The sequence below is a fragment of the Mesonia oceanica genome (genome assembly GCF_902499555.1).
Classification (GTDB): Bacteria; Bacteroidota; Bacteroidia; order Flavobacteriales; family Flavobacteriaceae; genus Mesonia; species Mesonia oceanica.
In genome coordinates, this window is the sequence record NZ_CABVMM010000021.1 from 21,002 (window position 1) to 32,943 (window position 11,942).

The 11,942-nt window shown below is 34.1% G+C and carries 14 protein-coding genes and 1 pseudogene; 13 read left to right on the top strand and 2 right to left on the bottom strand.

Annotated elements, in window-relative coordinates; all coding sequences use genetic code 11:
• Positions 1 to 106 precede the first annotated feature (106 nt).
• The 9 genes and pseudogenes from FVB9532_RS18410 to FVB9532_RS18450 all read left to right on the top strand — a co-directional run bounded on the left by FVB9532_RS18410 (position 107) and on the right by FVB9532_RS18450 (position 6,584).
• Positions 107 to 946: an RteC domain-containing protein gene (locus FVB9532_RS18410; protein ID WP_150546649.1), complete on the top strand. Its 840-nt coding sequence runs from the start codon at positions 107 to 109 to the stop codon at positions 944 to 946.
• Positions 947 to 1,391: 445 nt separating this feature from the next.
• Positions 1,392 to 1,676 carry a helix-turn-helix domain-containing protein gene (locus tag FVB9532_RS18415; protein ID WP_150546650.1) on the top strand — a complete coding sequence of 95 codons (285 nt, stop codon included), beginning with the start codon at positions 1,392 to 1,394 and terminating at the stop codon, positions 1,674 to 1,676.
• A gap of 3 nt (positions 1,677 to 1,679) precedes the next feature.
• Entirely contained in the window at positions 1,680 to 2,432 is a 753-nt protein-coding gene (locus FVB9532_RS18420) for a hypothetical protein (RefSeq protein WP_150546651.1), read from the top strand.
• The gene (locus FVB9532_RS18425) at positions 2,416 to 3,078 is read left to right on the top strand and encodes an ATPase (RefSeq protein WP_150546652.1); all 663 of its coding nucleotides are present in this window, start codon (positions 2,416 to 2,418) and stop codon (positions 3,076 to 3,078) included. The genes FVB9532_RS18420 and FVB9532_RS18425 overlap by 17 nt, the downstream gene beginning before the upstream one ends.
• Positions 3,075 to 3,593, top strand: coding sequence for a tRNA (adenine-N(6)-)-methyltransferase (locus FVB9532_RS18430; protein WP_150546653.1), 519 nt, complete (start codon positions 3,075 to 3,077; stop codon positions 3,591 to 3,593). The genes FVB9532_RS18425 and FVB9532_RS18430 overlap by 4 nt, the downstream gene beginning before the upstream one ends.
• A 13-nt stretch (positions 3,594 to 3,606) precedes the next feature.
• A pseudogene (locus tag FVB9532_RS19800) lies at positions 3,607 to 3,716 on the top strand (ATPase); the annotation flags it as partial.
• A gap of 269 nt (positions 3,717 to 3,985) precedes the next feature.
• Positions 3,986 to 4,318, top strand: coding sequence for a type II toxin-antitoxin system RelE/ParE family toxin (locus tag FVB9532_RS18440; RefSeq protein WP_150546654.1), 333 nt, complete (start codon positions 3,986 to 3,988; stop codon positions 4,316 to 4,318).
• A 15-nt stretch (positions 4,319 to 4,333) separates the two neighbouring features.
• Positions 4,334 to 5,431 carry an ImmA/IrrE family metallo-endopeptidase gene (locus tag FVB9532_RS18445; protein ID WP_150546655.1) on the top strand — a complete coding sequence of 366 codons (1,098 nt, stop codon included), beginning with the start codon at positions 4,334 to 4,336 and terminating at the stop codon, positions 5,429 to 5,431.
• Positions 5,432 to 5,444: 13 nt separating this feature from the next.
• A complete protein-coding gene (locus FVB9532_RS18450; protein WP_150546656.1) occupies positions 5,445 to 6,584 on the top strand; it encodes a beta family protein in 1,140 nt (379 codons plus the stop codon).
• A gap of 12 nt (positions 6,585 to 6,596) precedes the next feature.
• On the opposite strand, the gene FVB9532_RS18455 is transcribed toward FVB9532_RS18450, so the two are convergent.
• Positions 6,597 to 7,376, bottom strand: a complete 780-nt coding sequence (locus FVB9532_RS18455; protein WP_150546657.1) for a sce7726 family protein — start codon at positions 7,374 to 7,376, stop codon at positions 6,597 to 6,599.
• Between the two features lie 155 nt (positions 7,377 to 7,531).
• A complete protein-coding gene (locus tag FVB9532_RS18460) occupies positions 7,532 to 8,191 on the bottom strand; it encodes an N-acetylmuramoyl-L-alanine amidase family protein (protein WP_150546658.1) in 660 nt (219 codons plus the stop codon).
• A gap of 189 nt (positions 8,192 to 8,380) precedes the next feature.
• Between FVB9532_RS18460 and FVB9532_RS18465 the strand changes: the two genes are divergently transcribed.
• From FVB9532_RS18465 to FVB9532_RS18480, 4 genes are read left to right on the top strand one after another with little or no spacing between them, the layout of a single operon-like run.
• Positions 8,381 to 8,668, top strand: coding sequence for a hypothetical protein (locus tag FVB9532_RS18465; protein WP_150546659.1), 288 nt, complete (start codon positions 8,381 to 8,383; stop codon positions 8,666 to 8,668).
• On the top strand, positions 8,668 to 8,946 hold the full coding sequence (locus FVB9532_RS18470; protein ID WP_150546660.1) for a hypothetical protein: 279 nt from the start codon (positions 8,668 to 8,670) through the stop codon (positions 8,944 to 8,946). Before FVB9532_RS18465 ends, FVB9532_RS18470 begins: the two co-directional genes overlap by 1 nt.
• The gene (locus FVB9532_RS18475) at positions 8,939 to 11,341 is read left to right on the top strand and encodes a TraG family conjugative transposon ATPase (protein ID WP_150546661.1); all 2,403 of its coding nucleotides are present in this window, start codon (positions 8,939 to 8,941) and stop codon (positions 11,339 to 11,341) included. Before FVB9532_RS18470 ends, FVB9532_RS18475 begins: the two co-directional genes overlap by 8 nt.
• A gap of 4 nt (positions 11,342 to 11,345) precedes the next feature.
• Positions 11,346 to 11,921 carry a conjugal transfer protein gene (locus tag FVB9532_RS18480; RefSeq protein WP_150546662.1) on the top strand — a complete coding sequence of 192 codons (576 nt, stop codon included), beginning with the start codon at positions 11,346 to 11,348 and terminating at the stop codon, positions 11,919 to 11,921.
• Positions 11,922 to 11,942: the final 21 nt, after the last annotated feature.

The window sequence follows — 11,942 nt, forward strand, 5'->3', positions numbered from 1 at the left end:
TTGATACTCTATTTCGCTGATCAAAAGCTCTTTTATTATGTCATCAAATGTGAAATCTAAAATTGAGCAAATCATAAAGGTTTAATTTAATAAATTCAAAAATTCAGTGACAAATGAAATACAACATATACTTGATGAATGTAAGTTGGCTCTTGATGATGTTAACGATAAAAACCTGAGTGAATTTTCAAATGTCGAAAAGGGGATTAAAATATCTCGAAAATATTTGCAACAACTAAGGGTTGTACTACGTAAAAGAAATTTTATTAATAATGAAAATGAAATTTTATTTTTCAAAAAACAAAAACCATTTATCTATGGGCAACTTAAGTTTTATGCTAAGTTATACAAGTACCTACTTCAGAAACCAAGAGGCACCGATAAGTCAAAGCGTAATTACTTAGATGCAGAAATAAAAAAACTACAAGAATATTATTATTACAACAGTGAGTTCATTAAATATTATAGACAGAATGCCACCTTTCTAGATGAGTTTTATTTTTTACGCGGTAATGATAACATAGGTTTACTGTCCGACACTTCCCATTTTTATACAGATGCTGAATTCTCTACGAGCCACGATAATGCTGTTGCAAAGATTTTGGCATATGACCTATTATTAAACCACTATACTAATGAATTAAATGACTTGAAAAAATCAACAAGAAAAATTTCCAATAATGAAAAATTATTAGAAAGTTTGAGTCTTACCTGGACCTCAAATAAGATTGATTTAATTGAACTTATTTACTCATTAATAGCATCTGGTGCTGTAAAAGGAGATATTAAGGATTTGGCGACCGCTTTTGAAAAAATATTTGAGATTGACTTAGGAAATTATTACCGGAGTTTTTTGGAAATCAGAGGTCGTAAAGAAGATTGCGCTAGATTTTCAGATTTATTGAAAATAAGCCTCCTGAAAAAAATTAAAGAAGCAGATAACTAAATCACCCTGCACTGGAAGTGCAGGGGTTTGTTTGACTCAGGACTTAAAGTCCTACTAATTTTGTTACTCTTTATGTAAATGTTATCAAACACTCGCATATAGATTTTTTCGCATTACTAAAGTGCTGCAATAAAATTGCAGGGTTTAAATCCCTTTTTTGAGACCAATTAAAAGCGGTTATTCACAGAATAAACACCCAAGTTAGAACCAACTTGGGTGTTTCTTTTAAAAGTAGATTTAAGCCCATTTAGTATAATGGAATAAGCTTTTACTCAATTAAATTATCTCAAAAAACCCTAAATAATAGAATGTTAAATCTTCGCCCAACTTGGGTTCGACTTGTGAATAAAACCCAATAAAACTCTCCAAATTCGTAGAACGAAAGTTAAATCAGGTAAAAGCCTACTATTTAATTTATTGAGGCTTTTCCATAAATCGTTCTATTATGCCAACAAGTATTATTACCACAGACGACCTTCGAGAGTTTAAAATGGAATTGCTCGATGACATTAAAAATCTTCTAACCAAACAATCTTCCGGAAAGATTAAGAGGTATCTTAAATCCTCTGAAGTTATGGACTTACTCCAAATAAGCCCAGGAACACTTCAAAATTTACGAATTAACGGCACTCTTCCCTATACCAAAGTAGGCGGCATTATTTATTATGATGCGGAAGAGATTCAAAATGTTATGGATGCCAATCGTGTACAGCACGATTTAAATTCATAAGTGATGAATTATATAAAGCTATTGAATGCGGCTTTTAAAAAGTTCTTTTTTGATGACCGTTTGAATCCTACCCACATTAGTCTGTATATGGCCCTGTTTCAGGAATGGAACAGCAGCCGTTTTGCAGATGAGTTTTTTGTAAACCGAAGGGATTTAATGCGATGTGCCAAAATAGGCTCAAAATCCACCTACCATCGGTGCGTTACTGACCTAGATTCCTGGAATTATCTCTCTTACTTTCCATCGAACAATCCCTACAAAGGGAGTAAAATTAAGATGGCCATTATTGAGACAAGTGATGAACCAGTTGTGGGACAGTACAATCCCATATTAGAACAACTTGCGGAACAGTACCATCCCAGAGGTGTACCGCTTGAGGGACACCACCATCCCAAAAATGGACAGGTTGTGAACCTACACCGTCCCACAGATGGACAAGCATTGGTATCTGAAACAAACAATATCAAACAGGAAAACTATATAAAAAAGCCAAAGGGCTGGCAGGCCGTATTTATTTTTTTTAAAGAAAAAGGTTTTGATGCTGATGAAGCAAAAAAATTCTTTGAGCATTACCAGACCAGAAATTGGCAAACTGGCGATGGAAAGGAAATTCGAGATTGGCGAGCCGTAGCCATCAACTGGATGGACAGAACCGAAATATTTTACGAGGAAAACAAATCAAACAAAAAACAAGCGTCCCAAATCAAGGACAACTTGCGAACCACTAAAAATAAAGATTATGGACAACCCCTCTAAAATAACCGAAGGTGGCGTAGAATATTCGCTCGGAAAATTTGATGGTAAAAGCGTACTCTACGATTTTCCAAAAATCTTGATTTACTTGAATGCCAAGAGCAAACTTTTGTTTGGTAAAAGATTCAGAATTTATGATGAGGATAAGGAAATTCTGCTGAAGCTCTGTTCCTATTTCATCAAGGATAAGGATAACTGTGAGACTTATGGCATTGACATAGATAAGGGCATCCTTCTTTCTGGTCCTGTAGGTTGCGGGAAGACTAGCTTAATGAAATTGTTGCGTCATTTAGTACCATTACAACGTCCTTATGAAATGATTCCCTGCCGGAATGTAACTTTCAGTTTTAATCATTTGGGTTTTAAGACTGTCGAGGAATATGGTAACACTAAATTTTACTGTTTTGATGATTTAGGCGTGGAACCGTCTGGCAGATTCTACGGAAAGGATTTGAATGTAATGGGCGAAGTACTTCTATCTCGATACGAGCTGTACCTACAAACTAAACACAAAATCAAGACCCACGCCACCACAAACCTCAATGCCGAAGAATTGGAAGAACGGTATGGCAATCGGGTTCGTAGCCGAATGCGTGAATTATTTAATTTGATTGCTTTTGATGAAAAAAGTAATGACAAACGAGAATGATAGATTCGGGAAACATATTGTATTCCAAAGGGAAAAACGATGAATGCCATACCCCGGCGTATGGTATACACCCAATTTTAGAATACATCCCCCAAGGCAAAACTATTTGGTGTCCTTTTGATACTAAAGAGAGTTGGTTTGTCAAACTTATATCTCTTCAAAATCCAGTGGTATATTCCCATATTTCAAAAGGGGAGAATTTTTACACCTACGAGCCTAAGCATTGGGATATTCTTATCTCTAATCCACCCTTTACCAATAAGCGTTTGATTTTTGAACGCGCCCTTCACTTCAAAAAACCTTTTGCTTTATTAATGACCAATACATGGCTCAATGATGCCGCTCCAAAGCATCTGTTTAAAGAAAGAGATTTACAATTATTGATGTTTGATAAACGAATGAAGTTCGACAACCGTAATAAAATCACCTTTAGCAGTAGTTATTTTTGTTGGAACTTTTTACCGAAGCAGATTGTTATGAAAAGACTAAATAATAAGGCGTTAAAACCTCAATAAATGTTATTGTAAGGCAGAAGAAATGGAAGAACGTTATGGAAACCGAATCCTATCCGTAGCCGGATGCGAGAACTGTTTAATTTGATTGCTTTTGATGGAAGAGCTGGGGATAAACGAAAATAAGTTGACTTTAATATTTATAATTTATCATCGATGTTGATTAGAAAAATGAAAAATAGAGGATTTAATGTTAAAGCGGTTTATCAAAAAACAATAATGGTCTGCTTTTAAAATAATCAACATGAAACGCCACCGATAAATATACTTTCATTAGGCGTCAATTCCTCACCCCTTAATAATCAACTTATTAAATTTAACTAGTTGTCCATTGAAAACTAAATAATTATTTTATATTTGTAAAAAAAATTACCCTTTTAAGATAACTTTTTTAGATGCATATAGATTTTAAGAATAATAAATTAAGAAAGCAATTATCTAGTGCACCTGAAATCAAGCGCCATTTCGGTTCTAATGCAAAGCGTGTTGGAAGTCGATTGGCGGATATGGAAGCAGCAGATAATCTTGCGATATTAATTCAGATACCTGCTGCAAATTGCCATTCATTATCCGGTGATAGGAAAGGACAATGGGCTGTAAACATTTCCTCGAATCATAGATTGATTTTTGAAATTATGAATCATCCAATTCCAATGATTAGGGTTAATGAAATCAATTTAAAATTAGTTGATAATATTCGTTTACTAAAAATCGAAGATTATCATTAGAATAAAGACATTACTATGAGTAAGATACAAGATGAAATTGAATTGCTGTCTAAACCTGGTGACACAATCCTCGAAACAATAGAATTTTTAGGAATGAGTCAGGTAGAGCTAGCTGAACGTTTAGGTAAAACACCTCCCAAGGTTAATGATTTAATTACTGGTAAGGAAGTTATATCACTAAATACTGCTTTGCAGTTAGAAAAAGTCTTAGGAATCGACGCTCAATTTTGGGTTAAAAGAGAATTACTTTATCGGGAGAAATTATTGAAATTAAAAGAACAAGAAGATTTCGAAAAGTATAAAGATTGGTTAGCAATCCAACCGATTAAGATTCTAAAATCTCTTGGTTATCTGAAATCAAAGCCTAATAGCCCTGAAATCGTTGATGAGTGTCTAAAATTTTATGGTGTAGCCTCACCAACCCAATGGGAATCAGTATACATTAATCAATATCTATCAACTAATTTTAGAAAAAGTGATGCTCATAAAACATCAATGGGCGGTTTAGCAACTTTTTTGAGAATAGGAGAGATAGAAATGATGAATATAAAGTTGAATAAATATGATAAAAAAGTCTTTAAGGATTCACTTATCGAAATAAAAGAGATTGTTCAATCACATCCATCCGATTTTGCTGAAAAACTTATAGAAATATGTGCATCTTCTGGAGTTGCTCTAGTTTTTACTTCAAACATTCCTAAAGCACCCATCAGTGGAGTTGCTCGATGGGTACGTGGTATCCCATTGATACAATTAACAGATAGATATAAATCAAATGACCATTTTTGGTTTTCATTCTATCACGAAGCAGGACATATACTTCTTCACGGTAAAAAAGATATTTTCATTGAAAACTCTAATAATTCTGAAACTGATAGTACAAAAGAAGTTGAGGCAAATGAATTTGCTAGGAAAACTTTATTACCATCAAAGTTTATTGAAAATCTACCTCAAAAGTTTACTGAAAAGGATTTAAGAAAAATTGCTCGATTATACAAAACGCACCCGGCTATAGTAGTTGGTCAATTGCAACATTTAAAAAAAGTTCCTTTTTCATTTGGAAATAATTTAAAACTAAAAGTTGATTTATCGAAAGTAATTAAAAGAGATTAGTAAAAAGATAATTATGGATACTACATTAAAATATGTTCCAGTTTTCCGGAGTAAACAACAAGAAATTAATGTTTTGAAAACTTTTAAGTTTGACAAACAAATATACCCTTGTTTGGAGATAATAAAGGAGTTTGACCGTGTACCAAAGAAACCTACCTCTGGTAAACAAGTATCGCTTTTTGGTAATACGAAAAGTAAAACTTTTGAATCCTGCTATACCACTGTGATAAAATCTATTAAAGCTCAGAAGATATTTGTTGACCTACCAACTCATCTGCGAACAACCAGAAATATGAAGCCCGAATCCTTAAAATTTTTTACGGGAGTTGTAACTAAAAGAGAAAAACGAACTGCTTATTTATTGAAATTAAAACATCTTTCTAACAAAATCATACCCGTTGTATCAACGTATCAACAAATATCAGGTGAAGTGGACTCTATTTTTAAACAAGCTAATGATTTAAAGAGTCATTTTTCTTCAATTGCTTATAGAATTATGATACCTACTTATGAACAAGATATTCAAGAAATAAAAAAATGTATTAGAAAAAGTGATTACATATTTGTTGATTATGAAAATGATGAAATAGATGAAAATGATTGGGAGGCTTTAGAGATAAAAAAAGCTATGGGAGATATAGATGCTCATAAAATTATTCATCGTAATCAAATCCCTGATTCCACAACTATGACTGGCTTAGAACACAGAGAGAGAATTGAAACAATAGACAATAGCCTACCTTTTATTCATAAAAAACTTGGGGGACATAGTTTTTCAGACTATGTGGGAATTAAAAAAGACAATATTACTGAAGGAGGTGTTCAGAGTCCTGGATTCATATTTTATGATGCTACAAAAAATTCTTTTTTTGGATATCGTTATAAATATGGTGGGCATAAAAAAGGAGAGGTTAAACCTAATCTTGCTGAATTTGAAACCACCATTGTACCAGCTGTTCTAGGATCACAATCCGTTGCAAGAATGAAAACTGCCAATCAAAATTATTTAGATAATAATAACTGGGGATGGTACACTTTAAATCAAATTGAATCGGGAAAAGAGAATGGAAGAAATGCTGCTAAGTTTAAGAGAATAAGTATGGAGCATTATCTTCATTGTATTCAACAAAAACTTCGGGCAGAAGAATTTTAGGAAAAACAATTATTAATGATAGTATATATCGTGAGGATTAACATTTGTTTTAAAAAAAAACTGTAAATCAATTGGAAGAATGCTTTCTTGATTATCTAAAAGAAACTCCCATCGCTTATTATATCTGATATGTAATAATTCTTTGAAGATTTTGTTGATTTGTTTTGGCTCAAAAGAAGAGAGAATATCTTGTTCATTATGAGTTAAAAACCCTCGCAGTAATTCTTTTTTTGATAATAAACTCAATTGAACTTTTGACTGAATATTTTTATTTAAAGACGCTTTCCTTGATTGGAAAATTTTATCATTTCGAAAAGTTAAAATGCCAAAATAGCTCGGAATAATACATTCAGCTTTTTTCTTATGTTTTATATCTAGAACAACATAATTATATTCAAATGCTTTCGAATAATCATTTACTTGTTTCTCTAACTTGGACAGATTATCAAATTCAGATTTTATTTCATAACTAGTAGTCCTACCGTTTATAGTAATAAAATCAACTCTGCTATCAGCTACTGGTATTTCAAATGCTCCAGTAATATTCTTTTTATCTTCTAATTTCTCAAAAAGTTTGAATTTCAAAACTTCTTCGCTCCGATAGTACTTAATAAATAAATCATTAAAAACCTTATGTAAGTCAAATTTTGTATAGCCAGCAAAATCTTTCTTAGGGTAGATTTTGTTTAATAATGACATTAATTTACTCGAATATTCAAGTGCATTATACTGACGTAAAGTTGCACTAAAAGAGTGTAGCTTATTATTATGACTTAATATTGGTTCTAACATCGCTCAAAAATATCTTTATTTTTTATATTAAAAAATTTTAATCGGAATTCATTTATTACACTTTTCGTAAAAAAAAAAGAGATCATAATTTTATAATTATATTATAGACAATCTTAATTGTTATTATAAAAATTCTCTTTAAACACTTAACTACCTCACTCCCCAACTCTCTCATAGCTTTTATACTTTCTAATTAAACTTTCCCATATTACCAAGGCCAAAACTTGATAAGATTCAGGTCTTTGGTAGTAACTACTCTCATCCCCATTACTCAAAAACCCCAATTCTACCAATACCGAAGGAAAATAATTAATCGTTTCGCGTAGCACCTGAAAATTAGCAAGCTTGACACCCCTACTTTCAAAGCCTAAATGCTTTTTAATTTTGTTCTGCAATTGATAGGCAAACCAAGTAGACTCCTTTGAATTTCTAGATTCGTTCGTATCAATATACACCTCAATCCCTCTTACAGTAGGATTATGAGAATGATTGCAGTGCAACGAAATAAACAAATCAGCATTCAGTGCCTTGGCTAGCTCCGTTCTATCCGATAAAGAAATAAGGGTGTCACTATAACGGATTAAGTACATATTCAATGGTGTTTCTGACTTCTTGTTAAGCCTTAAAATTTCCAAGCCAATATTCAATACCACATCTTTTTCTTTAATACCATTTATTCCGATAGTACCGGAATCTTTTCCGCCGTGGCCAACATCAATCACTATTCTTTTTTGAGCTGTCATTTCCTGCCCAAAAAAGATGCACATATTCAGGAGGGAAATCACAAAACTGACGTTTTTAAGCACTTTTTTCATTTCCCTTTTTCGAGTTATTAACAAACTGTCTTCCAAATTTCATAGAATTTGATATTAAATAATAGCATCGAAATCCAAATGAAATCAAATAATATTTTATTCATAATTATTTGATTTACATATATTTAAATACAAATATATGTATTTTTATCATAACGAAAACGAATCAAAAATTTAAACCGTTCCGTTATGAAAAAATCATTTTACCTAGCGACCTGTCTTTCGCTTCTCTCAAGTTCTCTTTTTGCACAAATTGGCGGCATTGAAGATTCTGTAGAGGATGTTTCGAATACCATTAGAACTATTTTCCCCATAATACTTGGGGTAATTTTCTTAATCGGCTTTCTTTTTAACGCTGGTCATTTCTTTGGAGAGAACGCAGATCTAAAAAAAGGGATTACCCGTGTGCTTGTCTTTGTACTTATTGCAGGTGCCGTAGTGGGTATTTTCACCTACCTCATTGGAATCGTAGTATAATGCAACGGTTCGAGGTCTATAAAAACATCAGGAAAAGGGCAGTCATTTTTGGATTGCCAATTTCCCTCTTTGCGGTGATGATGATTTCCATAATTGCTTCTTTATTGATCATTATCTTCTCGTTCAGTTTTGGGATAATCATTGGGGTATTGGTTCTTAATTCAGTCTTATATATCGCTCTGACCCGAATCACCAGCAATCCGCAGCTATTCCAAATGGTGAAAACCTTTCCAAAAAGCATCAGTAACAAACGAAATTCCGGTCTTGATTATGAATAAGATTAACCTTTCTACCTACCAACCCCTTGCAGATATTCAGGGCAATATCTTATTTGCCAACAATGGTAATGTGGTTTTATGCTATAAAGGAAACCTACCTGAAATCTATTCATTGTCTGAAAAGGATTTTGAAGATATGCACGGTGCCTGGTTTCAAGCATTGAAATCTTTACCTGTCGGAACAGTAGTTCACAAGCAGGATGTCTATCTTAAAAAGCGCTATACAGCTGAACAGCTTCCCAATAGAACATTTTTAGAAAAGGCCACAAGCGATCATTTTAAAGGCCGCGAGTATATTGACCATAAATGCTATCTCTTCTTTACTCTAACCAAAAACAAAGCACTGAACAATCCTAAATATGTCAATCCTTTTCGCAAGGTTTCAAAGGGTATCATACAAGAATTGGATGATAATGTACAGCGTTTTATAAACGCCGTAAGTGATTCAGTGTCCTTTATTAATAATAGTCGGAAAATGAAATTTCTTCCACTTGATGCGGATTCAATTCAAACTATAACCAAGGGATATTTCAATGGCTTCAATGAAGGTTTTGACACCGATATCATACTGGACAAGAAAAACGTCAATATAGGCGAAAACTATTTTGATGCCCTTGCCATCAACAGCGAACTGTGCTTTGGCGAAAGTGTACAGAGTAGCAAAACCAATGATAAATTCACTTCTGACGATTTTGTATTTCATCAAGGGTTTATTGATGGTTTAGGGCTTACGCTAAACGAGAACCATATTGTCAACCAAATCTTGTATCTGGATGACAAACACAAGTGGCGCAAGTTGCTTGATAAGAAAGTCGAGGAACTGAATAAGAGCTCTAATTTCGGTTCGCAAAACAAAGTGGTTCTTGGAAAAATCCAGCACATTCTGGATCAGATAAATGCCGATGACAATGCCCGGATTATACGCGGACACTTAAACATCATTTTCTGGGACCGGGAGGCCCGGAGCCTTGATAGAATTGCTTCCAAAATAAAAACTGAGTTTAAGGAACTGGACATTATTCCTTATTACCCCAGGGGTGAGGAGCGGAAGAACTATATTCTGAACAGCTACTGCTGTTTTTCTTCTAATTTCTCCAATAACGATTTGTATGTAACGGATTTAAAACACGCGCTTTGCCTGTTCATTAACAACAGTAATTACAAATCAGATTCCACCGGAATCATCTTCAATGACCGGGAACATAACATTCCTGTTCTTAAAGATGTCTGGGACGAGCAAAAAAAGCGCATCAAGGCACGAAACTTTGCCATTTTCGCTCCGACTGGCGAAGGGAAATCCTTTTTGGCCAATAACATTCTGCGCCAATATTTTGAGAGTGGTGTGCGCTTGGTCATTATCGATTTGGGTGGTTCCTATACCAAATTTGCCAAACTTTATCCTGATGAGTACACGGTACTCCGCTACGAAAGCGGAAAAAATTTGGGCATCAATCCATTTTACATCAGCGATACAAATGACTTGACACCAGAACGCCTTGAAGATTTGTCGGTATTTCTCTTTGAACTGTTTGCCTCTGATTTAAAGGTAACCAAGGCACAATCGGTTTCCGTAAAAAAGATATTACGCCATTATTACCATAGTGTTTCTGAAAATCATTCGTTGGATGGTTTTTACAACTTTATTGATAGCAATCAGAAAGACCTTCTTGACACCCTTAAAATCCATCCTGACTACTTCAATATTACCAGCTTTTTACACGTAATGTCGGAGTATGTTGGCGATGGTCTATATAGTTTCCTTTTTGAAGTCAGTGAAGACCAAACTTATAAAATCGAGGATAAACGTCTTATTGTATTTGAATTGGACGAAGTAAAGGATAATAAAGAAATCCTTTCAGTTATGCTCAAACTCATCAAGTCTGCCATACAGCGGACCATTTGGAAAAACCGCGCAGAAAAGGGCATCATCCTTTTTGACGAGTTTGCCAAGCAACTGAAGTTTGAAAATGTATTGGAAAGTGTGGAGTTTTATTATCAGGCCATCCGGAAACAAAATGGTGCGATTGGCATCATTCTTCAATCCATTAATCAACTTCCGAACAATTCCACTTCAGCGAGCATACTCGAAAATACACAGGTTATTTATAGCCTGAACAATGAAAAAGGCTATGACGAGCTAGTCAAACGGATCAACCTCTCTATCCACGATTTGAACCAATTAAAATCTATTAAGAATAACCTTTCTGGCTCAAGGAAGTATACTGAAATGTTTATCAAAATTGGAAAGGAAAGCAACATTTTTCGGCTGGAAGTTCCAAAAGAAGTATATGCCGCTTACTTGACCGACGGTAAGGAAAATGAAACCATAATGGCCATTTATAAAAAGACCCAAGATATGGAAACGGCTATAAAAGAATTCACTTCTAAAACATAATATTATGAAGACAACTTTAGTAGCACTCGCAATAGCATTGACTTTTATATTGCCCGGCCGTGCTACGGCTCAGGGAATGCCCGTATATGATAATACCAACTTTGTAAGCTTGGTAAAATCATTGGTAGAATCCGCAAAACAGACTTCGAACCTTGTTAAGACGGTAAAATTCCTAAAAACCCAAAAGGAAAACCTTGAAAAGGTCAATAATGTTGTGAAGCAATTAAAAGCCGTGCAAGAAATAGGACAAAACAATCAACGGCTGATCAATGTGATGCAAAATGACCTTCAAGACATTTTAAACTCTCCCTATATCAAACCCGATGAGATTAGCCGGGTTACTGAATCTTTCAATAGCATCATTGATAACTCTTTGGAAACAATGGATTTTATCGACCAAGTATTGTCCAGTGATTACCTAAAAATGAGTGACGCCGACCGCGCTGAAATCCTAAAGCAAAAAGAAATGGAATCGAAGGAAATGGTCTCCAATATCAAGGTAAAAACCAAACGTTACCGGGAGATTATTTCCTTTCGAAAAATGCAGGATAAAATCAATAACAGGGAAACAGGATATTGATGATGAATGCGGTAATTATTT

Bases quoted from the DNA above. Each gene is read 5' to 3' on its own strand.
- FVB9532_RS18415 (WP_150546650.1), top strand. From the start codon at position 1,392: ATGCCAACAAGTATTATTACCACAGACGACCTTCGAGAGTTTAAAATG.
- FVB9532_RS18420 (WP_150546651.1), top strand. From the start codon at position 1,680: ATGAATTATATAAAGCTATTGAATGCGGCTTTTAAAAAGTTCTTTTTT.
- FVB9532_RS18425 (WP_150546652.1), top strand. From the start codon at position 2,416: ATGGACAACCCCTCTAAAATAACCGAAGGTGGCGTAGAATATTCGCTC.
- FVB9532_RS18430 (WP_150546653.1), top strand. From the start codon at position 3,075: ATGATAGATTCGGGAAACATATTGTATTCCAAAGGGAAAAACGATGAA.
- FVB9532_RS18440 (WP_150546654.1), top strand. From the start codon at position 3,986: ATGCATATAGATTTTAAGAATAATAAATTAAGAAAGCAATTATCTAGT.
- FVB9532_RS18445 (WP_150546655.1), top strand. From the start codon at position 4,334: ATGAGTAAGATACAAGATGAAATTGAATTGCTGTCTAAACCTGGTGAC.
- FVB9532_RS18450 (WP_150546656.1), top strand. From the start codon at position 5,445: ATGGATACTACATTAAAATATGTTCCAGTTTTCCGGAGTAAACAACAA.
- FVB9532_RS18455 (WP_150546657.1), bottom strand. From the start codon at position 7,376: ATGTTAGAACCAATATTAAGTCATAATAATAAGCTACACTCTTTTAGT.
- FVB9532_RS18460 (WP_150546658.1), bottom strand. From the start codon at position 8,191: ATGAAAAAAGTGCTTAAAAACGTCAGTTTTGTGATTTCCCTCCTGAAT.
- FVB9532_RS18465 (WP_150546659.1), top strand. From the start codon at position 8,381: ATGAAAAAATCATTTTACCTAGCGACCTGTCTTTCGCTTCTCTCAAGT.
- FVB9532_RS18470 (WP_150546660.1), top strand. From the start codon at position 8,668: ATGCAACGGTTCGAGGTCTATAAAAACATCAGGAAAAGGGCAGTCATT.
- FVB9532_RS18475 (WP_150546661.1), top strand. From the start codon at position 8,939: ATGAATAAGATTAACCTTTCTACCTACCAACCCCTTGCAGATATTCAG.
- FVB9532_RS18480 (WP_150546662.1), top strand. From the start codon at position 11,346: ATGAAGACAACTTTAGTAGCACTCGCAATAGCATTGACTTTTATATTG.